Annotated in this window: 28 protein-coding genes and 1 pseudogene; 18 read left to right on the top strand and 11 right to left on the bottom strand. The window is 66.3% G+C overall.

Going from position 1 to position 26,907, the window contains the following annotated elements; genetic code table 11:
* Positions 1-6 precede the first annotated feature (6 nt).
* Positions 7-1,089 (top strand): TRAP transporter substrate-binding protein, encoded by a 1,083-nt coding sequence (locus tag AC4QBL_RS15840; RefSeq protein ID WP_472900853.1) that lies wholly within the window; start codon positions 7-9, stop codon positions 1,087-1,089.
* A gap of 59 nt (positions 1,090-1,148) precedes the next feature.
* On the opposite strand, the gene AC4QBL_RS15835 is transcribed toward AC4QBL_RS15840, so the two are convergent.
* From AC4QBL_RS15835 to AC4QBL_RS15805, 7 genes are all read right to left on the bottom strand, one after another.
* Positions 1,149-2,594 (bottom strand): GntP family permease, encoded by a 1,446-nt coding sequence (locus AC4QBL_RS15835; protein WP_472907334.1) that lies wholly within the window; start codon positions 2,592-2,594, stop codon positions 1,149-1,151.
* Complete coding sequence (locus AC4QBL_RS15830) at positions 2,591-3,694, bottom strand: patatin-like phospholipase family protein (RefSeq protein WP_472907335.1); 1,104 nt, start codon at positions 3,692-3,694, stop codon at positions 2,591-2,593. The genes AC4QBL_RS15835 and AC4QBL_RS15830 overlap by 4 nt, the downstream gene beginning before the upstream one ends.
* Positions 3,695-3,798: 104 nt before the next feature.
* Entirely contained in the window at positions 3,799-4,188 is a 390-nt protein-coding gene (locus AC4QBL_RS15825; protein WP_472907336.1) for a hypothetical protein, read from the bottom strand.
* Positions 4,189-4,219: 31 nt separating this feature from the next.
* The gene (locus tag AC4QBL_RS15820; protein ID WP_472907337.1) at positions 4,220-4,936 is read right to left on the bottom strand and encodes an ABC transporter ATP-binding protein; all 717 of its coding nucleotides are present in this window, start codon (positions 4,934-4,936) and stop codon (positions 4,220-4,222) included.
* 112 nt (positions 4,937-5,048) lie between these two features.
* The gene (locus AC4QBL_RS15815; RefSeq protein WP_472907338.1) at positions 5,049-6,239 is read right to left on the bottom strand and encodes an ABC transporter permease; all 1,191 of its coding nucleotides are present in this window, start codon (positions 6,237-6,239) and stop codon (positions 5,049-5,051) included.
* Positions 6,236-7,432 carry an efflux RND transporter periplasmic adaptor subunit gene (locus AC4QBL_RS15810; protein ID WP_472907339.1) on the bottom strand — a complete coding sequence of 399 codons (1,197 nt, stop codon included), beginning with the start codon at positions 7,430-7,432 and terminating at the stop codon, positions 6,236-6,238. The genes AC4QBL_RS15815 and AC4QBL_RS15810 overlap by 4 nt, the downstream gene beginning before the upstream one ends.
* Entirely contained in the window at positions 7,429-8,055 is a 627-nt protein-coding gene (locus AC4QBL_RS15805; RefSeq protein WP_472907340.1) for a TetR/AcrR family transcriptional regulator, read from the bottom strand. The genes AC4QBL_RS15810 and AC4QBL_RS15805 overlap by 4 nt, the downstream gene beginning before the upstream one ends.
* A gap of 65 nt (positions 8,056-8,120) precedes the next feature.
* Here AC4QBL_RS15805 and AC4QBL_RS15800 point away from each other — a divergent pair, with 65 nt between their 5' ends.
* From AC4QBL_RS15800 to AC4QBL_RS15765, 8 genes and pseudogenes are all read left to right on the top strand, one after another.
* Positions 8,121-8,528 carry a hypothetical protein gene (locus AC4QBL_RS15800; RefSeq protein ID WP_472907341.1) on the top strand — a complete coding sequence of 136 codons (408 nt, stop codon included), beginning with the start codon at positions 8,121-8,123 and terminating at the stop codon, positions 8,526-8,528.
* Positions 8,529-8,614: 86 nt separating this feature from the next.
* Positions 8,615-9,403 carry a HupE/UreJ family protein gene (locus AC4QBL_RS15795; protein WP_472907342.1) on the top strand — a complete coding sequence of 263 codons (789 nt, stop codon included), beginning with the start codon at positions 8,615-8,617 and terminating at the stop codon, positions 9,401-9,403.
* A gap of 52 nt (positions 9,404-9,455) precedes the next feature.
* Positions 9,456-9,806, top strand: a complete 351-nt coding sequence (locus tag AC4QBL_RS15790; RefSeq protein WP_472907343.1) for a DUF6488 family protein — start codon at positions 9,456-9,458, stop codon at positions 9,804-9,806.
* Complete coding sequence (locus AC4QBL_RS15785; protein WP_472907344.1) at positions 9,803-10,852, top strand: DMT family transporter; 1,050 nt, start codon at positions 9,803-9,805, stop codon at positions 10,850-10,852. Before AC4QBL_RS15790 ends, AC4QBL_RS15785 begins: the two co-directional genes overlap by 4 nt.
* 135 nt (positions 10,853-10,987) lie before the next feature.
* Positions 10,988-11,944 (top strand): chromate resistance protein ChrB domain-containing protein, encoded by a 957-nt coding sequence (locus AC4QBL_RS15780; protein WP_472900839.1) that lies wholly within the window; start codon positions 10,988-10,990, stop codon positions 11,942-11,944.
* Positions 11,941-13,311: a chromate efflux transporter gene (gene chrA, locus AC4QBL_RS15775; protein WP_472900838.1), complete on the top strand. Its 1,371-nt coding sequence runs from the start codon at positions 11,941-11,943 to the stop codon at positions 13,309-13,311. The genes AC4QBL_RS15780 and chrA overlap by 4 nt, the downstream gene beginning before the upstream one ends.
* A gap of 18 nt (positions 13,312-13,329) precedes the next feature.
* The gene (locus AC4QBL_RS15770) at positions 13,330-13,965 is read left to right on the top strand and encodes a rhodanese-like domain-containing protein (protein ID WP_472900837.1); all 636 of its coding nucleotides are present in this window, start codon (positions 13,330-13,332) and stop codon (positions 13,963-13,965) included.
* Positions 13,962-14,279 (top strand): annotated as a pseudogene (locus AC4QBL_RS15765) (chromate resistance protein ChrB domain-containing protein). Before AC4QBL_RS15770 ends, AC4QBL_RS15765 begins: the two are co-directional and overlap by 4 nt.
* Here AC4QBL_RS15765 and AC4QBL_RS15760 read toward each other — a convergent pair.
* Positions 14,200-15,105: a sterol desaturase family protein gene (locus tag AC4QBL_RS15760; RefSeq protein ID WP_472900836.1), complete on the bottom strand. Its 906-nt coding sequence runs from the start codon at positions 15,103-15,105 to the stop codon at positions 14,200-14,202. The pseudogene AC4QBL_RS15765 and the gene AC4QBL_RS15760 sit on opposite strands and share 80 nt — an antisense overlap.
* 29 nt (positions 15,106-15,134) lie before the next feature.
* A complete protein-coding gene (locus tag AC4QBL_RS15755; protein WP_472900835.1) occupies positions 15,135-15,794 on the bottom strand; it encodes an ArsR/SmtB family transcription factor in 660 nt (219 codons plus the stop codon).
* A gap of 137 nt (positions 15,795-15,931) precedes the next feature.
* Between AC4QBL_RS15755 and AC4QBL_RS15750 the strand changes: the two genes are divergently transcribed.
* The 6 genes from AC4QBL_RS15750 (at position 15,932) to AC4QBL_RS15725 (ending at position 22,488) form a co-directional block, all read left to right on the top strand.
* The gene (locus AC4QBL_RS15750; RefSeq protein ID WP_472907345.1) at positions 15,932-16,825 is read left to right on the top strand and encodes an energy transducer TonB; all 894 of its coding nucleotides are present in this window, start codon (positions 15,932-15,934) and stop codon (positions 16,823-16,825) included.
* 83 nt (positions 16,826-16,908) lie between these two features.
* Positions 16,909-17,160 carry a type II toxin-antitoxin system Phd/YefM family antitoxin gene (locus tag AC4QBL_RS15745; protein ID WP_472900833.1) on the top strand — a complete coding sequence of 84 codons (252 nt, stop codon included), beginning with the start codon at positions 16,909-16,911 and terminating at the stop codon, positions 17,158-17,160.
* On the top strand, positions 17,147-17,524 hold the full coding sequence (locus tag AC4QBL_RS15740; protein ID WP_472907346.1) for a type II toxin-antitoxin system RelE family toxin: 378 nt from the start codon (positions 17,147-17,149) through the stop codon (positions 17,522-17,524). Before AC4QBL_RS15745 ends, AC4QBL_RS15740 begins: the two co-directional genes overlap by 14 nt.
* A gap of 113 nt (positions 17,525-17,637) precedes the next feature.
* Positions 17,638-17,787 carry a hypothetical protein gene (locus AC4QBL_RS15735; RefSeq protein ID WP_472907347.1) on the top strand — a complete coding sequence of 50 codons (150 nt, stop codon included), beginning with the start codon at positions 17,638-17,640 and terminating at the stop codon, positions 17,785-17,787.
* Between the two features lie 54 nt (positions 17,788-17,841).
* Positions 17,842-21,561, top strand: a complete 3,720-nt coding sequence (locus tag AC4QBL_RS15730) for a class I SAM-dependent DNA methyltransferase (RefSeq protein WP_472907348.1) — start codon at positions 17,842-17,844, stop codon at positions 21,559-21,561.
* A 30-nt stretch (positions 21,562-21,591) separates the two neighbouring features.
* Positions 21,592-22,488, top strand: coding sequence for a DUF2971 domain-containing protein (locus AC4QBL_RS15725; RefSeq protein WP_472907349.1), 897 nt, complete (start codon positions 21,592-21,594; stop codon positions 22,486-22,488).
* A gap of 45 nt (positions 22,489-22,533) precedes the next feature.
* Here the strand turns inward: AC4QBL_RS15725 and AC4QBL_RS15720 are convergent, their stop codons facing one another.
* Positions 22,534-23,109: an ORF6N domain-containing protein gene (locus tag AC4QBL_RS15720; protein WP_472907350.1), complete on the bottom strand. Its 576-nt coding sequence runs from the start codon at positions 23,107-23,109 to the stop codon at positions 22,534-22,536.
* Positions 23,110-23,280: 171 nt separating this feature from the next.
* On the opposite strand from AC4QBL_RS15720, the gene AC4QBL_RS15715 reads away from it, so the two are divergent.
* A complete protein-coding gene (locus tag AC4QBL_RS15715; protein ID WP_472907351.1) occupies positions 23,281-23,427 on the top strand; it encodes a hypothetical protein in 147 nt (48 codons plus the stop codon).
* 139 nt (positions 23,428-23,566) lie between these two features.
* Here the strand turns inward: AC4QBL_RS15715 and AC4QBL_RS15710 are convergent, their stop codons facing one another.
* Complete coding sequence (locus tag AC4QBL_RS15710; RefSeq protein ID WP_472907352.1) at positions 23,567-24,535, bottom strand: LysR family transcriptional regulator; 969 nt, start codon at positions 24,533-24,535, stop codon at positions 23,567-23,569.
* 147 nt (positions 24,536-24,682) lie between these two features.
* Here AC4QBL_RS15710 and AC4QBL_RS15705 point away from each other — a divergent pair, with 147 nt between their 5' ends.
* Together AC4QBL_RS15705 and AC4QBL_RS15700 are read left to right on the top strand one after the other, a co-directional pair.
* Entirely contained in the window at positions 24,683-26,224 is a 1,542-nt protein-coding gene (locus tag AC4QBL_RS15705) for an NADP-dependent isocitrate dehydrogenase (protein WP_472907353.1), read from the top strand.
* Positions 26,225-26,350: 126 nt separating this feature from the next.
* Positions 26,351-26,731: a VOC family protein gene (locus AC4QBL_RS15700; RefSeq protein WP_472900824.1), complete on the top strand. Its 381-nt coding sequence runs from the start codon at positions 26,351-26,353 to the stop codon at positions 26,729-26,731.
* Positions 26,732-26,907 lie beyond the last annotated feature (176 nt).

Below are 26,907 nucleotides of genomic sequence, written 5' to 3'. Positions count from 1 at the left end.
GTTTCCATGGATCGTCGTTCCCTCATCAAAAACACCGGCATCGCCGGCGTCCTGGCCGCTGGTATCGCACCGGCTGTGCACGCGCAAGCTGCTGTTCGCTGGCGCCTGACGTCGAGCTTTCCCAAGTCGCTGCCGACCATCTTTGGCTCCGCCGAGAAATTTTCTGAAACCGTGAAGGCCCTGTCGGGTGGACGGTTTGAGGTGTCTGTGCACGCGGCTGGCGAGCTGGTGCCGGCCTTCGGCGTGGTCGATGCCATTCAGGGCAACACCGTTGAAATGGCGCAGACCGCGCCCTACTATTTCACCGGCAAAGACGCCATCTTCGCGTTCGGCTGCGCCGTGCCCTTTGGTCTGACCGCACGCCACATGGACGCCTGGATGGAGCACGGCAACGGCCGCAAGCTGATGGACGCGTTCTACGCCAACTACAACATCGTCTCCATGAGCAGCGGCAACACCGGCACCCAGATGGGCGGCTGGTACCGCAAAGAGATCAAGACCGTGGCCGATCTGAAGGGCCTGAAAATGCGCCTGGGCGGCGGCTTGTTCGGTGAAACCATGGCCAAGCTGGGCGTGGTGGCGCAAAACCTGCCGGCTGGTGAGGTCTACCAGGCGCTGGAAAAAGGCACGCTGGACGCCACCGAATTCGTGGGTCCGTTCGACGACGAAAAGCTCGGCTTCAACAAAGTCGCGCCGTTCTACTACTACCCCGGTTGGTGGGAAGGCGGCGCCGAGCTGGAGTTCTTCATCAACAAGAAAGCCTTTGAGGCCCTGTCGGCCGAGAACAAGGCCATCGTGCGTGCCGCGGGCGCCGTGGCTGCGCGCGACATGACCGGCAAGTACGACGCGCAGAACCCGCTGGCGCTCAAGCGCCTGGTGGCAGCGGGCACCAAGCTCAAGCCCTTCTCCAAAGACGTGATGGACGCGGGCTTCAAGGCCGCCATGTCGGTGTTTGCCGAGCACGAAGCCAAGTCGCCCGAGTTCAAGAAAATCCACCAGGACATGCGCGCCTTCCAGCGCGACCAGATCTTGTGGAGCCGCTTCTCGGAGTGGCGCTACGACAGCTACATCGCCGGCGTGAAGATCTGAGTCTGAGCCGACCCAACAAGGCCGCCTGCGGGCGGCTTTGTCGTTTCCGGTGGCGCTGTTTAGAACGAACCCAAGGCGCTGCCCAGCACCACCACCACCACGAGCGCCAGCACCGGAATGGCCACGGCGACCACAAAAATGTCGGCGTAGGCCTGGCGGTGGCTCAGGCCGCAAATGCCCAGCAGCGTGATCACGGCGCCGTTGTGCGGCAGGGCGTCCAGTCCGCCGGTGGCGATGGCGGTCACGCGGTGCAGCAGGTCGGGCGCAATGCCGGCGGCCTGGCCCATGGCCAGCCAGGTGTCGCCCAGGGTTTGCAGCGCAATGCTCATGCCGCCCGATGCCGAGCCGGTGATGCCCGCCAAGATGTTGACTGCGATCGACACCGACACCAGCGGGTTGCCTGGGGCAATGGCCAGCACCGCGTCGCGGATGATGGCAAACCCCGCCAGCGACGCAATGACCGCTCCAAAGCCCACTTGGGACGCGGTGTTGAGCAGTGGCAACACCGAGCCGCTGGCGCCTTGCTCCAGCGTGTGGCGCAAGTGGGGCAGGTGCGGGCGCTGCAGCACCACGAGCAACACAATGGCCGCCGCCAGCGCAGCGATCACAGCCCAGATGCCGCGCACGTTGCCAATGGCCGTGGCGCCAAAGCGCGGCTCGGCCAGGTAGGCGGTGTCCAGTGCCGGCAGCAGCCAGGTGGCCAGCAGGTAGTTCAGCGCAATCACCAGCACGACCGGCGCGATGGCGCGCGCAAAGGCGCGGCCGTTGAAGCCGACCTCTGAGGCGGGGTTGGGTGGCGCGGGCCGTGCAGCAGCGGGTGCGGCCGAAGCCGGGTCGCTAAGGGCTGCGGGCTCGTCGTGTTCGCCATACCCTTCGCCCCGGGCCGTGGCGGTGGCCGCGCGGCGCACCAGCCACAGCGTGCCCAGCACCAGCATCACGGCCCCGCCGATCAGGCCCAGGCCGGGCGCTGCAAACGGCGTGGTGCCAAAGTAGGGCATGGGGATGGCGTTTTGAATCGCGGGCGTGCCGGGCAGCGCCGTCATGGTGAAGGTGAAGGCGCCCAGCGCAATGGTGCCGGGGATCAGCCGCTTGGGCAGGTCGGCCTGGCGAAACAGCGCCGCCGCAATGGGGTACACCGCAAACGCCACCACGAACAGCGAAACCCCGCCGTAGGTGAGCACCGCGCAGGCCAGCACAATGGCCAAAATGGCGCGCTGCGTCCCGAGCCAGGCCACGATGGCGTGCGCAATGACGCGCGCCGCGCCCGAGGCTTCCATGAGTTTGCCAAACACCGCGCCCAGCAAAAACAGCGGAAAGAACGCGATCACAAAACCGCCCAGCGCCGGCATGAACACCTGCGTGTAGCTGGCCAGCAGTGGCGCCTGCGGGCTGAACAAGGTGGCCAGCAGCGCCATGAGCGGCGCCAGCAGCAGCACGCTCACGCCGCGGTAGGCCAGCGCCATCAGCAGCACCAGCGCCAACACAATGCCTGCAATGCTGGTCATGGCGCGAGCACCTGTGCCAGGTCGTAGCTGCTGCGCTGGCCCATGTCGGCGCCATGCTGTTCCAGCCACTGCCCGGCCGCTGCGCGGCCCAGCCCATGCAGTTCCTGCAAAAAGCTCCACTGCGTGTTGTTCTTGCTCGCCGCACCCAGCTCGCTCAGCGAAGCGCCGCCGTCGATCAGGTGCACGCGCAGCGCCTCCACGCGCTGAAACAGTGGGTTGCGGTACTGGTGGCCCGGTCGGCCTTCGTCTTCAATCAGTTGCTTGAGCAGCGCAATCGAGCGCATTTCTTTCAGCAGGCTGGCGTTGAACGTCACCTCGCTGATGCGCTCCAGAATGTCGCTGGCGCGGGTGGGCAGATCGGCGCGCTCGATCGGGTTGATCTGCACCAGCAACAGGTCGTCCGCATTGCTTTGTGTGATGAGCGGCATGAGCGACGGGTTGCCCGCGTAGCCGCCGTCCCAGTAGGCTTCGCCGTCAATCTCCACCGCCTGAAACAGCAGCGGCAGGCAGGCCGAGGCCAGCACCATGTCGGGCGTCAGGCCGTGCTGGTCAAACACCTTCAGCGCGCCGGTGCGCACCTGCGTGGCCGCAATGAACAGCTGCGTTTTGTCGCAGCGGCACACCCGCTCAAAGTCCACCGTGTCCACCAGTATCTGGCGCAGCGGGTTCAGGTTGAGCGGGTTGAGCTGGTAGGGCGAGAGCTGGCTGCCCAGCGCGCTGGCGGCTTGTTGCCAGGGCTCCACCCACGGCGCCATCCAGGCTGTGGCCGACCCCATCAGGCCACCCAGCGGGCTGCTCTGTATGTGGTGAAACGGTGAAAGCTCGGCCACCCGCTGCCAAAACCGGCGCAGCGTGGCGCGTGCGCCCTCGCGCCCGCCGTCCATCAGGCCCGCGGCCAGCGCCACTGCGTTCATGGCGCCCGCGCTGGTACCGCTCACCGCCGCTATTTCCAGCCATTCTTCTTCCAGCAGCCGGTCGAGCACGCCCCAGGTAAAGGCGCCGTGCGAGCCACCGCCTTGCAAGGCCAGGTCCAGTTGCAGCTTGGTGCCCACCGCGCGGGCGGGGGCGGTTGGCGTGCGTGGGCGGGTCGGGCGTGTCATGGGCGGTCCTGCGGAAGTCGTGGGCAAGCGCCATTGTGCACTGCAGCATATTCAAGGCCAAGACGCCCACACGCGGTCCCTGCGTGGGTCTTTGCGAGAAGGGATCAGTCGGGATGCTTGCCCGCGCGATACGCCACCACCGCCACCGCGACCCAAAAGCCCACCCGCAGCAGCAGCGCACCCACCGTGCGCATTTCAAACGCACCGCCACTGACCACATGCACGGCAAAGGCGGTGGCCACCAGCGCGGTGCTGCCAGCCAGCAATGCAGACCAGGCACGCGCCCAGCCACGGCCGAGCCACAGGCCCAGCCCGGCCAGCACATAAACGAAGCCCGCCAGAAAGTTGAACCACAAAACGAAGCCCACCGCCTGGCCCACGCTGGCGCGGGCGGCTGCGTCGCCAAACAAGGCGTTGGCGCCACTGAATACCGTTAGCCCACCAAAAACCACCGCTGTGGCGGCCAAGACCTTGAGGGAGCGTGAGGTTTTCATGGTGCTGTCTTTGGGTGGTTTTGCAGACAGCTCAGAGGCTGCGGCCTTCGCCCGCTTCTTCCACCGTCTGCCCGTCGCGTATGTGGTAAATCCGCTTGAAGGTGGGGATGATTTTTTCGTCGTGCGTCACCACGATGATGGCGGTTTGCGCGTGCTGCGCCATCTGGTTCAGGATGCGCATCACGCCCAGTGCGCGCTCGCTGTCCAGCGGCGCGGTGGGCTCGTCGGCCAGGATCACGGGCGGCTTGTTGGCCAGCGCGCGGGCGATGGAAACGCGCTGCTGCTCACCGCCCGAGAGCTGCGACGGTTCGGCGCGCGCGCGGTGCTGCACGTCCAGCGCGGTCAGCAGTTCCAGTGCGCGCTCGCGGGCCTTACCATTGGACATGCCCGCCAGCATGGGCAGCAGGGCCACGTTGTCGGTCACGTCCAGAAACGGAATGAGGTAGGGCGCCTGGAACACGAAGCCGATGCGGTCGCGCCGCAGCGCGCGCAGGTCGCGCGCGATCCAGCCGTTGTCGTAAATCACGTCGTTGCCCAGCGTCATGCGGCCGCTGGTGGGTTCGATGATGGCGCCCAGGCATTTCAGCAGCGTGCTCTTGCCCGAGCCCGACGGCCCCACCAGGCCCACCACCTCGCCGGGGGCCACCTGCATGTTCACGTTTTTTAGCGCTTCCACGGCGGTGTCGCCGCTGCCGTAGACCTTGCGCAGGCCTTCAATGAGGATGCCGCCTTGGGTAGGGGTGTTCATGGCTTCGTCTGGTTGCTCAAAAGAATCCGTTCGTCCTGAGCTTGTCCTTCGACATGCTCAGGATGATCGGAAAACGGGGCTTCGACAGGCTCAGCCCGAACGGGGGGGTGGTTCATCCAATCGCTGCGCCCGGGTCCACCTTCAGCGCCACACGAATCGCCAGCGTGCTGGCCAGCGCGCATATCAGCAGCGTCACCACCAGGCCGGTCACAGCGTCGCCCGGCAGCAGCAACACGTATTTCGGAAACGCCGGCCCCCACACCGTGGCCGCCACCTTGCCCACCGCAAAGCCGATCAGGCCCAGGCCCAGCGCCTGCTGCAGGATCATGCCGGCGATGGTGCGGTCGCGCGTGCCGATGAGCTTGAGCACCGCAATCTCGCGCAGCTTGCCCATGGTCATGGTGTAGATGATGAAGGCCACGATCGCCGCGCTCACGATGGCCAGAATCACCAGGAACATGCCGATCTGCTTGGCCGAGTTGGCGATCAGCTTGACGATCAGGATGTCTTCCATGCCGTCGCGGGTGTACACGCTCAGGTGCTTCCAGCGCCGGATCGGTTCGGCCACCTGCTCGGGCGTGAAGCCCGGTGCGATCTGCACCAGCACCGCGTTCACGCTTCGGCTGCTGGTCTGCAGGGCTTGCACCGCTTCCAGCAGGCCGGGGCTGCCCGGGCGGTTGAATGCCGGGTTGGTGGCGGTGCGCGCGCGGTCGTTGACGATGGCGTCGTTGTCTTTCAAAAACTGCGTTTCCTGCGCGTCTTTCAGCGGCACAAACAGCATCGGGTCGCCGCCCGACGACACCATGCGCCGCGTCAGCCCCACCACCGTGTAATCGTGCCGGCGGATGCGCACCACATCACCCAGCGCAAAGCCGGTTTTCACGTCGGCCACCGCCTCATAGTGGTTGCGGGTGTGGTGCCGCCCAGCCACCAGGTAGCCCGGCGCGCCGGGCATGCCGGGCTCCATGCCCACCACCATCACGCGGTTCTCTCGGCCCTTGTGGGCCACCTGCATGGTGAAGTAGGTCACGTTGGCCGCGGCCGCCACACCGGGCATGCCGCGCACGCTCTTCACCACATCGTCCTTGATGCTCGACGACTCGGCGTAAGGCCCCTGTGTGTCCTTTTGCACCACCCACAGGTCGGCGCGGCTGTTGCTCAGCAGCGCGTGCGCGTCGTCCACCATGCCGCGGTACACGCCGGCCATGGTCAGCGTCACGCCGATCAGCAGCCCCAGGCCCAGTCCGGTCAGCACGTACTTGCTCCAGCCGTGCAGAATGTCTCGCCCCGCCAGGCTGATCACTTGGCGCCTCCGGCGGGCACCAATTGGTCTACCACCGCAATGCGGGCGTCGGGCTTCAAAGCGCTCTGGCTGTACAGCACCACGGTGTCGCCTTCATCCAGCCCGCTGAGCACTTGCACCGAGCCATCCAGCCCCTGAGCGCCCAGCGTCACCGGCACAAAGGCCAGCGTGCCATTGGTCAGCCGCCACACGCCAGTTTTCCCTTCGTGCTGCACCACCGCTGCGTTGGGCAGCAGCAGGCTCTCGGCCGTGGCCGGCAGCTGCAAAGTCACCTCGGCCATTTCGCCCACCGACACGCCCGCCGGCAGGGTGTCAAACGCCACCATCGCCAGCCGCTCTTCGGTCACGCTGTCGGCCAGCAGCTCCACCCGCGCCACCCGGCCTTGGGCCATCTCGCCCGGTCGCGAGCGCAGCGCGATGCGCGCCACCAGCCCCGGCGCCAGCCCGGCGCTGCGGCCCTGGTCCACCCGCAGCTTCACCCACAGGCTGGCCGGGTCCACCAGGCGCACCACCGCCTGGCCCGCCACCACCGTGCTGCCCGCTTCAGCCTCGCGCGTGGCCACCACCGCCTGGGCCGGGGCCACCAGCCGCAGGTTGCCGCGCTGCTGCGCCAGCGCCGCGCGCTCGGCCTGCAGCCGCGTGGCGTCTTGCGCGCTGCCGCTCAGGTTGGCCTGGGCCGCCTGCACGCCCGCGTCGGCCGAAGCCACCTCTTGCACCCGCGCTTCCAGCGCCCCGCTGCTGATGAAGTTTTGCCGCGCCAGGTCCTGGTTGCGCTGCAGGTTGTTGGCGGCCAGGGCGCGCCGGGCCTGCGCGTCGGCCAGTTGAGCCGCCGCCGCCTGCCAGGCGCTTTGCGCCCGCGCCGCGGCAGCGTCCAGCGCGGCCAGGCGCTGGTCCAGGTCCACCGGGTCCATGTCAGCCAGCGGCTGGCCGGGCTGCACCGTGTCGCCCACGTCCACCTGCACCGAGCGCACCCGCCCGGCCACCGTGGGGCCCACCATCCAGCTGCGCTGGGCTTCCACCTGGCCAATGCCAAAAATTTCGGGCGCCACGCTGCCTTTTTTCACCGTGGTCACTTGCACCTTGATGGGCGCCAGCGGCCCGGTGCGCAGCGCCACATAAGCCAGCGCAGCCACCAGGGCCAGCGCCAGGCCACCCAGCAGCAGGCGGCGGGTGTTTTGGGGTTTCATCGTCATGGGGTTTCCTGGTGACTGGGGGTGTGGCCTGTGGCGGCCACGGCCTGTTGCAAAAGTTGAAATACCGCTGGCGCCTGCGCCCGCATGGCGCCCACCTGGCCGCTCAGCAGCGACTGCATCACCAGCCCCTGCACCGAGCCCACAAACAGCACCGCCGCCGCTTGCAAGTCGGTGCCGGCTTGCAGCGCCTGCTGGTCTTGCGCCTGTTGCAGCAAACGCATCAGCAGCAAGCGGTATTCGTGCATCAGGCGGCGCACGCGCGCTTTCAGCGGGGTGTCTTGCGGCTGCTGCAGCTCCTGAAAAATCAGGCGCGGCACGCCGGGGTGTTCCACCACAAAGTCCACATGCGCCATGAACACCGCGCGCAGTGCCGCCAGCGGCTGGGCGTGTGCGCTGGCGGCTTCGCGCAGCCGTGCCAGCAAGGTCTCGCTCACCTGGTCCATCACCGCCAGCCAGATGGCCTCTTTGTTTTCAAAGTGCCGAAACACCGCGCCCTGTGTGATGCCCACCGCCTGCGCCAGCTCGGTGGTGGTCACGGTGGCGGGGCTGCGGTGGGCTGCCAGCGCCAGCGCCGCCGCCACCAGTTCGGCCTGGCGGGTGTGGGTGGGTTGTTTGTGGGACATGGCGTTAATGTAATTGAGTAATTACTTATATTCAAGCGGGCCATGCACCGATAGAATTGCGCGCTGTGAAAACCACCCTCACCACCTGGCTCTTGCTGTTCGGTCTGCTGCTGCAGTCGGTGGCATGGGCGCTGCCCGCTCAGCGGGCGGGGCAGGCCGAGCGCCTGGCGCACCAGGTGGCGCATGGCCTGGACCACGTGCACCACCAGCACCACAGCCAGCACGATGCGCGCGGCCATGACGTGGACGCCAACCTGCAACTGGCCGGTGATTTCACCGAGGCACCCGCCCACGCCAGCCACGGCCCTCACCACACGCACGCCAGCGAAGGCGCGCAGTTTCAGGGCTTGCCGGTGGCAGCACCGCTGGCGGTGCTGAGCTTGCCGCGCAGTGCACCACAGGCCCGGGCCACGGTGCAGCCGCCTTCGGCCGATCTGGCGGGCCTGCTGCGGCCGCCCCAGCGCTGGGTCTGATCGGTTTTCGCGCGGCACTGTTCGCGCGGTGTGCCCTTGCCGCCCGCTTGGCGGCGGGCTTCCCCTTCAGATTCCACAGGATTCCCATGACTTTTTCTCATCTGCGCAGCGCGGCCGTCTGGCTGTCGCTCGCCCTCGCGCCGCTGGCCTTGCTGGCCCACGGCATTTCTGACGCCGACAAACAGCGCATGCTCGACGGCGGTTATTTGCAATACGTGGGCCTGGGTGCCAGCCACATGCTCACCGGCTACGACCACCTGCTGTTTCTGTTCGGTGTGCTGTTCTTCCTGGCCACGTTCAAAGACGTGGTGAAGTTCGTCACCATCTTCACCATCGGGCACAGCATCACCCTGGTGTTGGCCACCCTGTTGCAGATCACCTGGAACTACTACCTGGTGGACGCCATCATTGCGCTGAGCGTGATGTACAAGGCGTTTGACAACAACGGCGGCTTCCAAAAGCACTTTCAAATGGCGTCACCCAACCTGCTGTGGATGGTGTTTGGCTTTGGCCTGCTGCACGGCTTTGGCTTGTCTACCCGCTTGCAGCAGCTGCCGCTGGGTGACGACCAAGGCGAGATCCTGGGGCGCATCCTCAGCTTCAATCTCGGCGTCGAGCTGGGCCAAATCGCTGCGCTGGTGGTCATGGTGGGTGCGCTGTCGCTGTGGCGCCACCGGCCTTCGTTCAAGCGCTTCAGTTACGCCGCTAACCTCGCCCTGTTTTATGCTGGCTTCTACCTGCTGTTCACCCAGCTGCACGGCTACCAGCACGACGTCCACCCGGACGACTTCCGCTTCCCCGCCGCCGAACACCGTCACGCGCACGAAGACCTCGATGTCGAAAACACCGAAGACCCCAGCCGCAACGGCCTCTGAACCCCGGTCCCTTTTTCCAGTCCCACACCCCAACACCTTGAAAGAACCCATCATGAAAACCATCTTCACCGCCGCTGCTCTGCTGGCCTCCTTGTTCACCGCCCCCGCCGCCTTGGCCGACGTGGGCGGCAGCTGCCACTTCCACGGCAACAAGCCCGCCACCGAAGCCGTGGTCACCGCCTGCGGCGACAAACGCAAGGCCGCGCTCATCAAAGCCGGCAAGCTCGAAGCCTCCTGGCAGGCCGTCAAGCTGGAAAAGGCCGAACTGGTCGACGGCAAAAAGGGCAAGGAATGGAAGCTGTCCTTCAAAAACCCCGCCGCCGCTGACGCCACCAAACAGACGCTCTACATCTTCTTCTCGCAGCCCGGCAACTTCATTGCCGCCAACCACACCGGCCAGTGAACGTCGGCGCCTCGCCCGCCCTGCGCGGCGGCGCGCTGGCCCTGTTGGCCGCCGCGCTGTTTGGCCTCAGCACGCCGCTGGTGCAGCGCTTTGGCCAAGGGCTCGGCCCGTTCAGCACGGCCGCGCTGCTTTACGCCGGCGCGGCGCTGGTGGCCCTGTGGCTGCGCCGGGGCGCGGCGGCCGAAGCCCCGCTGCGCCGCAGCGACATGCCGCGCCTGCTCGCCATGGTCGCCACCGGGGCCGTCGTGGGGCCGGTGGCGCTGGCCTGGGGCTTGCAGCGCACCAGCGGCGCCAGCGCCTCGCTGCTGCTCACGCTTGAAGCCGTGTTCACCGCCGTGCTGGCCTGGCGCTGGTATGGCGAGGTGCTGGACGGGCGGGTGAAAACCGCCGTGGCCCTGCTGCTGGCCGGTGGCGCGCTGCTGGTGATTGACCAGGGTCTCACCGGCCAGGTGCAGTTGCTCGGCCTGCTCGCCGTGGCCGTGGCCACCGTGGCCTGGGGGGTCGACAACACCCTCTCGCGCGGCGTGGCGGACCGCGACCCCGGCCAAGTGGTGCTCGTCAAAGCCGCGCTGGGCGCCAGCGTCACCACCGCGCTCGCGCTCGCCTGGGGCGAGCCGCTGCCTGCGCTGCTGCCCGCATTGGCCTTGCTGGCCGTGGGCGCCACTGGCTATGGGCTGAGCCTGCGGTTTTATTTGCTGGCCCAGCGCAACTTTGGCGCCGCGCGCACCGGCTCGGTGTTTGCGTTTGCCCCCTTTGTGGGCGCCTTGGGTGCCTTTGCCCTGGGCGAGCGCTCTGGCAGCGGGCTGTTGCTGGCGGGCGGGTGCCTCATGGCCGCCGGCATTGTGCTGCACCTGGCCGAAAAACACGCCCACCCACACAGCCACGAAGCGCTCGACCACGAGCACGCCCACACCCACGACGACGGTCACCACCTGCACACCCACAGCCCCATGCCCACCGGGGCACACAGCCACCCGCACCACCACAGCCCGCTGCGCCACAGCCACCCGCACATGCCCGATGTGCACCACACGCACCGGCATTGAGAGAAATACACCCGCCGCGCTTCGCGCGAGTCCCTCCGGGGGCGGCGGTGCGAGTGACACCGTAGCTTCAGTGCTTTTCTCTTGCCTGAGGTATTAATATATACGTTACTTTTTTTGTGATATATATTTCAATCCATGCTGGCCATCCTTATCCTCACCCTTCCGACCCAGCCCAACGCGGTGCGCGTGCGCGTCTGGCGTGCGCTCAAGAACCTGGGCTGCGGTGCTTTGCGCGACGGTGCCTACCTGCTCCCTGCAGAACACGCGGCGCTGTTTGAGCCGCTCGCCGCCGAGGTGCGCGAACACGGCGGCTCGGCCATGGTGCTGTCGCTCTCGCCGCAAGGCGATGCTCAGCGCGACGAGTTGTTGGCGCTGTTCGACCGCACCGAGGTTTATGCCTTGTGGCGCGACACCGCCACCGCGCTGCAGGAGGAGCTGCCCGCGCTGAGCGAAACCGAGGCGCGCCGGCGTGGCCGCGCGGTGGCCGAGGCGCTGCAAGCGCTGCGCCGGATTGACTACTACCCCGGCGCGGCCGCCGGACAGGCCCAGTCCGAGCTGGATGCGCTGCGGCTCGCGCTGGACGCGCGGTTCTCGCGCGGTGAGCCCCAGGCCCAGCGCGACCACGGCATCGAGCGGCTCGACCGGCGCAAGTTCCAGGGCAAGCGCTGGGCCACCCGCGCCCGGCCCTGGGTGGACCGGCTCGCCTGCGCCTGGCTGATCCGGCGATTCATCGATCCGCAGGCCCGTTTCGTCTGGCTGCCCGACCCGGCGGGCAGCACGCCCGCGCCGCGCGGTGCGCTGGGCTTCGACTTCGACGGCGCCCGCTTCACCCACGTGGGCGCACGCGTCAGCTTCGAGGTGCTGATCGCCGCCTTCGGCCTCGATGCGGACGCCCGCCTGCAGCGCATCGCCGGCGCCGTGCACTACCTGGACGCGGGCGGAATTCCGGTGCCGGAGGCGCCGGGTCTGGAAGGTGTGCTGGGCGGCTTGCGCGAACTGCACGCCGACGACGACGCGCTGGTCGCCGCCGCAGCTGCCGTGTTCGATGCCTTGTACGCCGCGCCTTCGCCTTCGACGGTAACCGCACCATGACCCCCACAACCCCACCCGCCCAAGCGGGCATCGAAGCGCTGGCCGCACCCGCCGCCGTCAGCTTCGCTGAGGCCTTCCGCTTCTGGCTCAAGCTCGGCTTCATCAGTTTCGGCGGCCCGGCCGGGCAGATTGCGATCATGCACACCGAGCTGGTGGAGCGCCGCCGCTGGATCAGCGAGCAGCGTTTCCTGCACGCGCTGAACTACTGCATGTTGCTGCCCGGCCCCGAGGCGCAGCAACTCGCCATCTACATCGGCTGGCTGTTGCACCGCACCTGGGGCGGCATCGTGGCCGGCGCGCTGTTTGTGCTGCCCTCGCTGTTCATCCTGATCGCCCTGAGCTGGATCTACCTGCGCTTTGGCGACGTGCCGCTGGTGGCCGGGCTCTTTTACGGGCTCAAGCCGGCCGTGACCGCCCTGGTGCTGCACGCCGCCCACCGCATCGGCACGCGGGCGCTTAAGAACCGCTGGATGTGGGGCATCGCTGCCGCGTCGTTCGTAGCCATCTTTGCGTTCGACACACCGTTCCCCGCCATCGTGCTGGCCGCAGCGCTCATCGGTCACTACGGCGCTCAGCGCTGGCCGGCCGTGTTTGCCCTGGGTGGCGGGCATGGCAGTGCCAAACAAGGCTATGGACCAGCCTTGATCGACGACCACACGCCCACGCCGGCCCACGCCCGTTTCTCGCGCAGCCACCTGGCCAAGGTGCTCGCGGTCGGCCTGGGGCTGTGGCTGCTGGCCATGGCGCTGCTGGTGGCCGTCAACGGCCTGCAAGGCACGCTCACGCTCATGGGCTGGTTCTTCACCAAGGCCGCGTTGCTCACCTTCGGCGGCGCCTACGCCGTGCTGCCCTACGTGTACCAGGGTGCGGTCGAGACCCACCAGTGGCTCAGCGGCCCGCAGATGATCGACGGCCTGGCACTGGGCGAGACCACCCCCGGCCCGCTCATCATGGTGGTGGCCTTTGTGGGCTTCGTGGGCGGCTGGCTCAAAGAAGTGCTCGGGCCCGATGCGCTGTTCCTCGGTGGTGCGCTGGCCGCCACGGTGGTGACGTTTTTCACCTTCCTGCCGTCGTTCGTGTTCATCCTGGTGGGCGGCCCGGTGGTCGAGGCCACCCACGGCAAGCTGGGCTTCACCGCGCCGCTCTCGGCCATCACCGCCGCGGTGGTCGGCGTGATCCTGAACCTCGCCATGTTCTTCGCGTACCACGTGCTGTGGCCGCAGGGCTTTAACGGGCGCTTCGATGCCGTGTCCGCCGCCATCGCCGCGAGCGCTGCGGTGGCCTTGTTTCGCTACAAGGTGGGTGTACTGCAGCTCCTCGGCGCCTGTGCGGTGACCGGGCTTGCAGCCAGCCATTTGTTTTCTTGATTCACCCAAGGAGCTTCCATGGAACCCGCATGCACCCTGGCCCTGAGCGCCAACTTCGGTAGCGTCCAAAGATGGCGCGAGGCATTTGCGGCTGGCGCCAAGGGCTCTGCGGGCAGGGCTGGCAAGATGCAGCTGGTATTTCAGCCATGCGATGGCACGCTGATCAATTGGTGGGTGACGGACAAAACGCCAGCGCAGGAGGGCTCGCCGATCCTGATGCTGGAGATGGACGATCCCAAGCCCTCGCCAGACGCAGCGGCCCAGGTCGAAGCCTTCATGACCCAGATCGACTGGGCGTTGGTGTACGCGCGCTACCAGCTGGCGGTGCACGCCTCGAGCGAGGCTCACAGCGTGACCTCCGACGCGGTGGGTGACGCGGTGATGATCGATGTGCGCCGAGCCGGCGTGTACGAGCAGGCGGGCACGGTGATCCCCGGCGCCCGCTGGCGCGACCCTACCGCCGTGGGCACCTGGGCCGCCGAGCTGCCGACCGACCGCGCCGTGATCGTCTACTGCGTCCATGGACACGAGGTGAGCCGTGCCACAGCGCTGCGCCTGCGCGCGGCCGGCATGGACGCGCGCTACCTGCGCGGCGGCATTCACAGCTGGCAGGCCGATGGCCGCCCGACCCAATCCAAAGGAGCCGCACCATGAAATGGATCACCCGCAAACGCCCGAAGATCGACCGCATCGCCTGCCTGTGGCTCATCAGCGGCATCATCAACCCGGCCGCTGGATTTTTGTAGGCGCCGGCAGCCGGTGTGCTGAGGTTTGCTGCTGGAACGGGCGCCACGCCCTACGACATCCCCGGCGCGGACATCACGCACGCGGTCGAGCGGTGCAGCTTCGACGCGTTTCTGTCTCAACACGCGCGGGTCGGCTTCCGCTTCATGGCGTTTTTTGCCGGGGTGGGGCTGTGGGCGCGGAGGCGTCTGGTGCCGCTTTGGGACCGTATTGGCGGCGGTTGACGGCGTAGTCGGTAACCGGCCCCTTGAAGGGCAAGCTCAGCAGGCCCGGCAGACGCGCCACCTCGTGCGGGTCGGTGTGGTCATGAATGCCGATGGTCATGCCCAGCTGGCCTGCGCGCGGCTGCTCGCGGTAGGTGCCCAACAACCGGTCCCACCAGGTCAGGTTGAAGCCAAAATTGCTGTTGCTCTCGTCGTCTTCCACCGAATGGTGCACGCGGTGCATGTCCGGTGTCACCAGAAACCAGCGCAACACCCGGTCCACCCGCGTGGGCAGCCGGATGTTGCCGTGGTTGAACATGGCACAGGCGCTGAGCAGCACCTCAAACACCAGCACCGCCAACACCGGCGCCCCCAGCAGCACGATGGTGGCGAACTTGATGCCCATCGACAGCACGATCTCCAGCGGGTGAAAGCGCGCCCCGGTGGTCAGGTCGTAGTCCACATCGGCGTGGTGCACCCGGTGCAGCCGCCACAGCGCGGGCACGGCGTGCACCATCACGTGTTGCAGCCAGATCGCAAAGTCCATCGCCGCCACCGCCAGCGGCACGGCCAGCCAGAGCGGCACGGCGTACAGATTGAGCAAGCCCCAGCCCCGCTCGGCCGCCAGCGCCGCCACGCCCACCGCTGCCAGCGGGAACATCAGGCGCACCACCACCGTGTTCAGCAGCACCAGCCCCAGGTTGGCCGTCCAGCGCTGCCTGCGGCTCAGCAGCAGGGCGCGGCGTGGCGACGCTGTTTCCCACAACGCCACCAACGCAAACACCCCCACAAAAAACCCCATGCGGATCAGCGGCTCGTTGGCCATCACCCAGGTTTCAAATGCCATGCCGGTTTCTCCCAAGTCGATGAAGTCCATCAAACCGCCAGCGCCAGCCCGGCCGCCTGCCATTCGCTCACGCCGTCCAGCATCTTGCGGGCCCTGAAACCCTCGGCGCGCAGCAGCTCCACCGCCGCGTCCGACATCAGGCAAAACGGCCCCCGGCAATACGCCACGATCTCGCGGTCTTTGGGCAGCGCGGCCAGGCGCTGGCGCAACTCGTCCAGCGGCACGCTGCGCGCATGCGGCAGGTGGGCGCTGGCGTATTCGTGCGCGGGCCGTACGTCAATCACCACCACCTCGCCGCGCCGCGCCTGTGCCATCAGGGCCTTGCGGTCCAACGGTTCCATCTGCTCCGGCGCCTGCACGAGCTGCGCAAAAGCGCGTTGAAATTCCAGCAAATGCGCCTCGGCCACCGCGCGCAACTGCACGCCCAGCACCGCCACATCGGCCCCCGTGAGCCGGTACACCACAAACTTGCCCTCGCGCCGGCCCTCCACCAGCTGCGCCTCGCGCAGCGCCTTCAGGTGGGCGCTCGTCAGGCGGATGTCCATGCCCAGCTGCTGCGCCAGCGCGTCCACGGTTTGCTCGCTCTGTGCCAACGCCTCCAGCAGCTCCAGCCGCTTGGGGCTTGCCAAGGCTTTGCCGATCCGGGCCACCTGTTCGTACAAGGCTGTTTTCAGGCCGCGTTCATCCATGAATACAATCCAATGATCGTTAGAATGTTGCCATTTTATGTCCCCACCACGCTGCGCCGCACCGGCGCTTGGCCAACGCCCTTCACATGCCTGCGCGCCGCACAGCCCAGGGCCGGCCAGTGACCGCACGCCCTTGCATGGCTGACCCAGACGCCCCCGCGCCCGAACGCAAGCACCAGCGCTGGGCCTTGGGCTTGTCGCTGGCGCTGCACATCGCCGCCGCAGGGCTGCTCATTCGGGCTTCCGGCCCCTCCGTGCCCGACCGCCCGGAGCCCCCACCCGAAGCGGTCGTCTTTCTGGCCAACATGCTGCCCGCCGAGCCGCCCCCGGCCGAGCCCGAGCCCAAGCCCGCGCCGCCAGCCACCCCACCCAACCTGGCGACCCCCGCCAAGCCAGAGCCGCCCGCCCCCAACGCGCCCGACCTGGCCACCCCGCAACCCGGCCAGGCTTACATGGACGCGCCGCCCGCACCCACCGCCGAAGAGTGGGCCATGGCCGCCGCCTACACCCTCAAAAACGCCAAGCGCTACCGCCACAACTGGGGCCAGCAAGTGCGCAGCATGATGGGCACCGCCCTGGAAGGCCCCGAGCAAGGGGCCGTGCGCTTTCGCATCGAAATCGCGCCCAGCGGCCAGCTCGCCCAGCTCGACACCCTGTGGACCACCTCGCCCGCTGTCGAACAACGCGCCCGCCAGGCCGTGCAGCGCATGCCGTCGCTGCCGCCCACGCCCAACGGCAAGCCCCTGGTGTTTGAAAAAACCATCGTCTTTGACGCTTACACCGCTGAAGCCCCACCGCTGTACAAAAACGACTGCGAGCCCGACCCGGTGCAGCACGGCAACCGCTTTGTGTGGGACGGCCGCTCGCCCCAAACCGCTGCCGCTGCCGCTGCCGAAGCGCCAGCACAACCGCTCGACCCGGCCGCCTACGCCGAGTGCCTGAAGCAACTGCCCCAAGACAGCATAGAAGCCGAAGCCGCCAGCGACGAGCGCCAGCAAAAGCAATGGGCCTCGCCCACGCTGGGGCGCTGAGGCAGCGACCCGTATTGGCTTTGCGTCCCGGTTGACGCTGTGTTTTTTAAGCGCCAAAATTAGCGTCATTACTGGAGCTAAATATGGAATCCGTCCACGCCAATTTGTCTGTGAGCATGTCCGAGTTCAAAAAGAATCCGGCCGCCATCCTGCGCGAGTCCCGCAACCGCCCCGTGGCAGTGCTTAACCACAATCGACCCGCCTTCTACATGATCGAACCCCAGCTGTTCGAAGCCATGATGGAAGAGCTGGCCGACAGCGATCTCTACCGCAAAGCTGCGGCCCGTCTGGCCGACAAGTCTCCATCGGTCGAGGTCAGCCTTGACCAGCTCTGAGGGCTGCACCACCCACCGCTACACGCTGCGCTTCAAAGCCGAAGCGCTGGCCGAATGGAACGCGCTGGACGGGTCCGTACGAGCCCCACTCAAGAAACTGCTCGCCAAGCGGCTGGACAACCCTCATGTTCCTGGCGGTGAGCTGCACGGCACGCTGGCTGGTTGCCACAAGATCAAGCTGCTGAAGCAGGGCGTGCGCTTGGTTTATGCAGTCGAAGACCACCAGCTCGTCGTGCTCGTGCTCGCGGTGGACAAGCGTGAAGACGGTGTGGTCTACGGGTCGGCCGCAGCGCGTTGGCCCAAAGCTGCACCCGCCACACCGCCGCTCGCCCCGTCCACCCGTCGACGCAAACCCGGCGCTTGATTTCCGCGTAGCCCATCTTGCCCCTTCCCCCGCTGGGGGAAGGCTGGGATGGGGGCCGCGCCCATACCTCCGCTCCGTTCCGCCTTTCATGGTCATCGCATACCATGGGTCTTATGTACAAGCTGACGCTCTTCACCCTGTGTTTGACCGTGATGGCTTTGGGTGGCGGTGCCACGGGCTTGGGTCTGGTGCTGGGTGTTTTGGGCTTTGCGCTGGGTGCGCTGGCGCTGTGGATTGACGCGCTGAAAGTGTTCACCCGCTGAACGCAGCCCCGTACAAGGGCTAACCACCGTGCCCGGCTTCTATCATCGGAGCCCATGCACCACAAAAACCCCCCAGGGACCCCCACCACCGACGACAGCGCTGTCACCGCTGCCGCCACCGAAGCGGCCGCAGGCTTCATTCAGCGCTGGCACGGCGTGGCCGCTTCTGAGCTGGCCACTTCGCAGAGCTTTGTCATTGAGCTGTGCGCGCTGCTGGGCGTGGCCCCGCCCACGCACGAGCCGCATTACCAGTTTGAGCGGCCCATCACCTTCCAGCATGGCGACGGCTCCACCAGCGCCGGGCGGGTGGACTGCTACAAGCGCGGCCACTTTGTTTGGGAGAGCAAAAAACTCAAGGCCGGCATCACCGCCCAGCAAGCCGGTGCAGCGCCCACCAAAGCCTTTGACGACGCGCTGCTCAAAGCCCGAACCCAGGCCGAAAACTACGCCCGAGCCTTGCCGGCCACCGAGGGCCGCCCGCCCTTTGTGGTGGTGGTCGACGTGGGCCACGTCATCGAGCTTTACGCCGAATTCACCCGCAGCGGCGCCACCTACACGCCTTACCCCGACCCGCGCAGCCACCGCATCCGCCTGGCGCAGCTGGCCGACCCCGCCATCCGCGCGCGGCTCAAAGCGCTGTGGACCGACCCGCTCAGCCTCGACCCTTCGCGCGTCAGCGCCAAGGTGACTCGCGCCGTGGCCGCCGAGCTGGCCAACCTGGCCAAAAGCCTGGAAGCCGCCGGCCACCGCCCCGAGCCCGTGGCCGCCTTTCTCACCCGCTGCCTCTTCAGCATGTTTGCCGAAGACGTGGGCCTGCTCCCCGACAACCAGCAGCCCGGCGCCACGGACACCGGCAGCTTTGCCCACCTGCTCAAAACCTACCGCGAACAGCCCGCCACCCTGGCGCAAATGCTCAAGGTGTTTTGGCAAGGCATGGACGTGGGCGGCTTCAACGCGGCCATTGCGCAAGACGTGTTGCGCTTCAACGGCAAGCTCTTCAAAGGCGCCGGGGTGGACGGCTACGTGTTGCCGCTCAACACCACGCAGATCGACGGCCTGCTGCGCGCCGCCAGCGCCAACTGGAAAGAGGTGGAGCCCGCCATTTTTGGCACCCTGCTGGAACGCGCGCTGAACCCCACCGAGCGCCACGCCCTGGGCGCCCACTACACGCCGCGCGCCTATGTGGAGCGGCTGGTGTTGCCCACCGTGGTGGAGCCCCTGCGCGCCGACTGGGCCAACGCCCAGGCCGCCGCCGTGGTGCTCGCCCGCGAGGCCGACGGGCTCGACGGCAAAAAGCGCGAAGCCAAACTGGAAGAAGCCCGCGCCGAGCTGCGCCGCTTTCACCACCAGCTCTGCACCACCCGCGTGCTCGACCCGGCCTGTGGCAGCGGCAACTTTTTGTATGTGACGCTGGAACACCTGAAGCGCCTGGAAGGCGAGGTGATGAACCAGCTCGAAGCCTTTGGCGAAACGCAAGACAAGCTGGGTCTGGAAGGCGAAACCGTCACCCTGCAACAGCTGCGCGGCATCGAGCTGAACCAGCGCGCCGCCGCCCTGGCCGAGCTGGTGCTGTGGATCGGCTGGCTGCAATGGCATGTGCGCACGCGCGGCCTGGCCAGCGTGGCCGAGCCCGTGGTGCACGACTACGGCAACATCGAGCACCGCGACGCCGTGCTGGCCTTTGAGCGCGCCGAACCCGCGCTGGACGCTGCGGGCAACACCATCACCCGCTGGGACGGCACCACGTTCAAAACCCACCCCGTCACCGCCGAGCCCGTGCCCGATGAAGCCGCGCAGGTGGTGCAGTGGGCCTATGTGAACCCGCGCCCCGCCGTGTGGCCGGCGGCGGAATTCATCGTTGGGAATCCGCCGTTCATAGGTAACAAGCGCATGCGCGCCGCGTTGGGCGACGGTTATGTGGAGTCGCTGCGCGCAGCGTGGCCGGATGTGCCCGAGAGCGCCGATTTCGTCATGTATTGGTGGAGCCGTGCTGCGGCGCTGGTGGCTGGCGCAAAGACACGTGTAAGCGGACTGATCACCACGAACTCCATCACGCAGTCGTTCAATCGCACCGTGATTGAGAATGCGCTCGCGCAGGAGCTGCGACTCAGCTATGTGATCGCCGATCACCCATGGGTGGACAGCGGGAACGGCGCACAAGTTCGGGTCGCCATGTCGGTGGTGGATCGACGGAGCGGTGAACCAGGCGTGGAACTTCGCTCGACCGCTGAACAGCCGCTCGATGACGGCGCTTTCGATGTGAGCTTTGATCGCCTGGAAGGCAAGGTTGCAGCGGACCTCGCTGTGGGCGCAGACACGACGGCCATGCAGTCACTGCGAGCCAACAAGGGGCTGGCTTGTCCGGGTGTTCAGTTGTCAGGGCAAGGCTTCTTGGTATTGGCAGAAGATGCGGTTGCGATGAAGACCACTTCATCTGCATCGCTACTCAAACGCTACTTCACCGGCCGGGACCTCACGCAAAACATGCGCGAGCAGTACGTGATCGACACGTTCGGACTTGACCAGCAGGAGCTGCGGGGCAAGTACCCAGATGCTTACCAATGGTTGATGGATCGCGTGAAGCCTGAACGCGATCACAACCCCAGAGAGACCTATCGCGTGAATTGGTGGCGCCATGCCGAAACGCGATCTAAGTTTCGAGATGCGTTGAACGGGCTCCGTCATTTCATCGTGACCTCAAGAACCGCACGGCATCGCGTCTTTCAGTTGGTCAGTGCAGATGCTCTGCCAGAAACGAAGGTGTTGATCGTTGCGCTTGAAGACGCTTTGAGTCTGGGCATCTTGCAGTCCGAGACTCATGTCGCGTTCGCCAATCGGGTGGGTGGCTGGCTGGGTGTTGGCAACGACTCCACGTACAACCACAGCGATTGCTTCGAGAAATTTCCCTTCCCCAGCGACGACACCGGCCTCACGCCCGCGCTCACCGAGCGCATCCGCCAGCTCGCCGAGCAGCTGGACGCGCACCGCAAGGCGCGGCAGGCGGGGTTTGAAACCGTCACGCTCACGGGCCTGTACAACGTGCTCGACAAACTGCGCCGCCACGAGCCGCTCAGCGCCAAAGACAAAACCCTGCACGAGCAGGGCCTGGTGAGCGTGTTGCAAAGCCTGCACGACGAGCTGGACGCGGCGGTGTTGATGGCCTACGGATGGAGCGACCTGGGCGCCGTGCCGTGGGCCGATGAAACCGCCCGCGCCGCGTGGACCGAGGCGCTGCTGGAGCGGCTGGTGGCGCTGAACGCGAAACGCGCGGCGGAAGAAGCGGCGGGCACCGTGCGCTGGCTGCGCCCCGAGTTTCAAGACCCGGCGCGGCGCGCGGCCGCCGAAACGGCGCAAGGGCTCCCTTCGACAGGCTCAGGGCGATCGGGGATCCAGGCTCAGCCCGAAAGGGGCGGCGAGCAGGCGGGCATTGACGGTGTGGAGAGCGAGGCCGAAGCACAGTCCCGCGCCGAAGCTACCCGCGCAGACACCCGCGAGAGCGCTGACGACAGCGCCCAGCCCGCCGCAGCGCTCCCGCCCGCAGCCGCCACCACCACAATTACCCAGCCCTGGCCGCCCACGCTGCCCGAGCAGGTGCGCGCGGTGGCGCAGCTGCTGGGCGCCAGCCCGGCCCCGCTGGCGCTGGCGGCCATTGAAGCCAGCTTCAAAGGCAAAGGCCCGTGGAAGAAAGGCTTGCCCCGCATTTTGGACACGCTGGAAGCCCTGGGCCGTGCGCAGCGGGTGGACACCGAAGTGGGCGGCGCCTGGCGCGGGTGATGCGCCGGGCTAGGGTTTTCGAAAAAAAATATGGAAAAAATGACACAGTGGACTGAGCGAAATACCTATCAAAAGTCGTACCTGACCTATCAAGGGGAGTTTCCATTTGCACTGTTCCGGTACAGGACGGTAGCGCCGGACACGTTGGATCGACTCATCGATTTCGAGATCGCTCAGGACGGGATCTACCTGTCCGCTTTGAAGGACTTGAACGATCCAGATGAGGCCCGATTTCACCTGCGCTTCGCAGGGAACGGCGAGGACATGGTCGCGTACTTTTGGCGGGGAATTCGTGAATCACAGCCGTTCTTGTCTGACGAGGCCGTGATGGCGATCGCGCAGAAGAACTTTCAAGAATTGCGGGACAACAATTTTGTTCCCCCAGATCACGTTTTTCACTACACGAGGCACTGTCTGATGCACGTCCTTCGTGTGGCCTGCTTTACAACCAGTCCGACAAACTTTTCCATGTGGGCCAACTACGCGAAGCACAAAGACGCAGACGGCCATGCTGCAGATCACGCGGGAATTTGCATTGAATATCGATGCGACAAGTCGTGGCACGTTGGGGCTCTTCACCCGGTCCGCTACTCGGACGATGTGCCGGAAATCAATCCGGTCGATAGGAACGAAGAGGCCTTTGCACAAGTGCTTTACATGAAATCTCGTGAATGGCGCGGTGAGGAAGAGTGGCGCATTTCGTCCGTCTTGCAGACCGCTCCGCCGTTTGAGGGCAATTGGCAAGCCAACTGCAAAATCAAAATCCAAGGTGCAGTCGCCGCAGTGATATTTGGTGTGAGTACACCACAGGAAACGGTCGAGAAATTCGCCTCTCGTGTGAAGAAAGTTCGACCAGATATTGCGCTCAAGCGCGTTGTTCGAAATCCGCTGACGTGGGTCCGGGAGGTGGTCACTATTGAGGCTTGAGGCGAAACGTTGCGGGTCTGCTCAACTGGGACTAATTGCTGACGCTTAGGCTTTGCGCTGGGCCTTGGGCGTCTTGACGGCGCCCTTGTCCTCGGGCGGCACAAAACCAATGGGCCGCTTGGGCGTTTCGGGCGGCGTGGTCAGTTCACGCAGAGCGTCGAGCACCTGCCTGAGCTGGAGGCGGGTGTTGCGGCTAAAGCTGTCATGGTCCATCGCGAGCGCATCGGTTTTCTCCTCCAGCCCATCAAGCCTTTTGGAGAGGTCGCGGTGTTCAATGGCCGCTTCGCGCAGCTTGACGAAAGCACGCACGACATAGATGCCCATCTCAACGGCTTGGGCCGACGCCAGCACGTTGGCGGCCTGAATGGCGCCGTGTTCGGTAAAGGCGTGGGGCAGCGTTTTGGAAAATTTGAGCTTGGCGAGGTGGTCACAGTTTGTGACCACCTCCGTTTTCTCAGCCTCAATTAGCTGGAAAAGAAAATCGGACGGAAAGCGACTGGCGTTGCGTTTGACCGCTTGATTCAGTGCTTTGGTGGGCACGCCATAGAGTTCGGCCAGATCGGCGTCGATGATGACTTTGACGCCGCGCACTAGCTGGATGCGCGGTTCGATGCGGTGCACGCTGAGTGTGTTCATGTTTGGTCCTCCCTGGATTCTTTCCGCGACCGTGCGGAAACGCAGTGCATGGTAAGCCAGTCATGCCAGACGGCCCCGTATGTTCGATGCGGTGACTAAATCACAACCCCCTGCCGCAGCAATGACACCAGAGACCATTTGACAAAGGACGACCCCATGTCCAAGACTGATGCCTGTGAACTCGAACTGATGGCCGCTTTCGACAAGGGCGCGCTGAGGTCGGTCGCCACCAAGGCCGAGCTGGCGAAGTTCAAAGCGGCGGCGCGCGCCACCGCCTTGCAAGGCGAGCTGGTGAGCTGGTGAGCACCCGCCTGTCTTCGGGCGACTGGCGACTGGCAAGACCTTCAGGCCAAGGCGCTGCAGCAGGGCATGCCCCATCAGCCGCTCTTGGCCCGCGTGTGGCACCCATGCGCGACGGGGCGGCTGGCCGGGCGCTGAGCGCTCAGTGCGGCTGCCGCCCGGCGGCGCGCTTGTCCAAGGGCTCTTGCGCGCTTTGCAGGTAGGCCACCAGTTGCCGGGCCGGCGCGGCCAGCGGCGCGTCACTGCGCCAGACCAGCGACCACTGGCGTTCGATGGGAAAGCCTTCGACCGGCAGGCGCACCCAGGGCGCGCCGGCGGCGGTGGCTGAGGCCGCGCCGGCCGGTTCCACCGCCAGGGCCGACACCACCGCCAGCCCCAGGCCGGCGCCCACGGCGTGTTTGATGGCTTCGTTGCTGCCCAGGCTCATGGCGATGCGGGGCGCGAAGCCGTGGTCGGCAAAGTGGCGCTCGGCCACCAGCCGGGTGCCGCTGCCGGCTTCGCGCATGAGCCAGCGTTCCTGGCTCAGCGCGCTCAGGGGCAGGGGTTGCGGGCTGTGGGCCAGCGGGTGGCTGCTGGGCGCGATGACGATCAGCGGGTTGTCCAGAAACGGCAGGCTTTGCAGCGGCAGTTCGGCGGGCGGCAGCATCATCACGGCCAGGTCGTCGGCCTGGCGGTGCAGGCGGGCGATGACGCGGTCGCGGTTTTCCACGGCCAGGTCAATTTCAACGCCGGGGTGCAGCGCGGCAAACGGGCCCAGCAGGTCGGGCACGAAGTATTCGGCGGTGGTCACTGCGGCGATGCGCAGGCGCCCGCGCAGCAGGCCGTGCAGGTCGCCCAGGCGGTCTTCAAAGCGCTGCCAGCAGGCGGCGATGTCGGTCACGGTGGCTTGCAGCGCTTCGCCCGCCGGCGTGAGGCGAATGCCCCGGCCCAGCGGCTCGAACAGCGGTTCACCTACCAGCTCGGCCAGCTCGCGCAGCTGCACGCTCACGGTGGGCTGGCTCACATGCAGTTCGCGTGCGGCCTGGGTCACCGACATGAGCCGGGCGGTGGCTTCGAAGGCGCGCAGTTGCTGGGGCGAGGTGCGCAGCAGGCGTTTGATGGCGGTGGGCATGGGGCGGGTGGCGGGGTGGATCGGTGGGTTGAATGCATAGATTTTGGTCTATGTGTTCAATGAAAAAAAAGTATTTTTCTTAATGCGTGGTCTTGCCTACAGTGCGGCTACCCCCTAGCAGCCGCTGGGCACAACCCAGGACACACCATGAAAAACGACACCCCCCAAGACCTGCTGAACCAAGCCGAGGCCACCGCTCAGACACCGGCCGACACGCTGGTGCCGATCACCGTGGCGCACGGCGACGGCATTGGCCCGGAGATCATGGCCGCCACGCTCAAGGTGCTGATGGCGGCCGGCGCGCGCATTGCGCCCGAAACCATCGAGATTGGTGAAAGGCTTTACCAGGCGGGCCACAGCAGCGGCATTGCGCCCGAGTCGTGGGACAGCCTGCGCCGCACCAAGGTGTTTTTGAAGGCGCCCATCACCACGCCCAGCGGCGGCGGCTACAAGAGCCTGAACGTGACCATCCGCAAGACGCTGGGACTGTATGCCAACGTGCGGCCTTGCGTGAGTTACGCGCCGTTTGTGGCCACCAAGCACCCCAAGCTGGACCTGGTGATCGTGCGGGAAAACGAGGAAGACCTGTACGCGGGCATTGAGCACCGCCAGACCGACGAGGTGTTCCAGTGCCTGAAGCTCATCACCCGCCCGGGCTGCGAAAAGATCGTGCGCTACGCGTTTGAGTACGCGCGGGCGAACGGCCGTAAAAAGGTCACTTGCATGAGCAAGGACAACATCATGAAGATGACCGACGGCCTGTTTCACCAGGTGTTCGACGAAATTCGGGTGGAATACCCCGAAATAGAAACCGATCACATGATCATCGACATTGGTGCGGCGCGGCTGGCCACGCGGCCCGAGCTGTTTGACGTGATCGTGACGCCCAACCTGTACGGCGACATCATCAGCGACATTGCCGCCGAAATGACCGGCGGCGTGGGCCTGGCGGGCAGCGCCAACATTGGCGAGCATGTGGCGATGTTTGAGGCCATCCACGGCAGCGCGCCCGACATTGCCGGCCAGGGCATTGCCAACCCCAGCGGTCTGCTGCTGGGCGCGGTGATGATGCTGGTGCACATTGGCCAGCCCGAGGTGGCGGCCCAGATCCACAACGCCTGGCTGAGCACGCTGGAAGACGGCGTGTTCACCGCCGACTTGCAGGGCGGCGAAGCGGGTGCGGTCAAGACCGGGCTGCCGCTGCCGTTTGGCAGCATGGACTTTGCCGACGCGATCATTGAGCGCCTGGGGCGTTTGCCCCAGCAGTTCAAGCCGGTGCGTTACCAGCAGGCTGCTGCGCTGCCGCCGGGCACGGCAGCCAAACCCCTGTATGTGCGGGCGCCAGCGGCGCGCAAAGCGGTGGTGGGGGTGGACGTGTTTGTGCACCAGTCGGCGCTGAGCGCCGACGCCCTGGCCGTGCAGCTTCAGGCCAGCAACACCGCCGCGCTGGCGTTGCAGATGATCACCAACCGGGGTGTAAAGGTGTGGCCGGGCGGCTTCCCCGAAACCTTTTGCACCGACCACTGGCGCTGCCGTTTCGTGGCGGCCAGCGACGGCGGCGAGGTGGCGCAGCGCGACATTGTGGCCCTGCTGGGTGCGCTGACCGACGCCGGCGTGGACGTGATCAAGACCGAAAACCTGTGCACCTTTGATGGCGTGAAAGGCTTCGCCCTCGGCCAGGGGCAGTGAGGCTACCAAGGCCGCCGGGCTATGGGGACAAGGCGCTGGCGGGCAGGGGGTGCGTGGGGTTGGCGGGTAACATCGGGCCGCGTTTTCACACCGCCCCGCTGTGGGCCAACAACAGGAGACAGACCCATGTTCAGTCACGTCATGGTCGGCACGGCCGACCTCGAAAAATCCCGCCAGTTTTACGACGCCGTGTTGGGCACGCTGGGCATTGGCCCCGGCGTGGCCAACGGCAGCCGCTTTTTCTACCGCAGCCCCACGGGCACCTTTGGCATCACCACGCCCATCAACGGCGAGAGCGCATGCCACGGCAACGGCAGCACCATTGGTTTTAATGCGAATTCCCCCGAGCAGGCCGACGCTTTCCACGCAGCCGGCGTGGCCCATGGCGGCACCCCCTGCGAAGACCCGCCGGGCCTGCGCGGCACCCCCGGCGCGCAGATGTACCTGGCCTACCTGCGCGACCCCGATGGCAACAAGATTTGTGCGCTGCACCGCGTGCCGCGCTGATTTGTTGGCTTGAAAGGCGGTAGCCACCCGGGCCGTGCAGGCGCGGTGGCCGGTAGGCTTAAGGGGTTGGTTTTGGCGCGCTGAAGCCGCCAACCGGGGAGAGCCCCCACCCCAGCCCTCCTACAGTGGGGAAGGGAGCCCGGCCCGGCGCTTCGGCGGGCGGTGTCTGGCGCAGC

The sequence above is a fragment of the Hydrogenophaga sp. L99 genome (assembly GCF_058731905.1).
The sequence above is the reverse complement of the archived record's forward strand: the minus strand, read 5'-3'. Positions and strand labels throughout refer to the sequence as shown.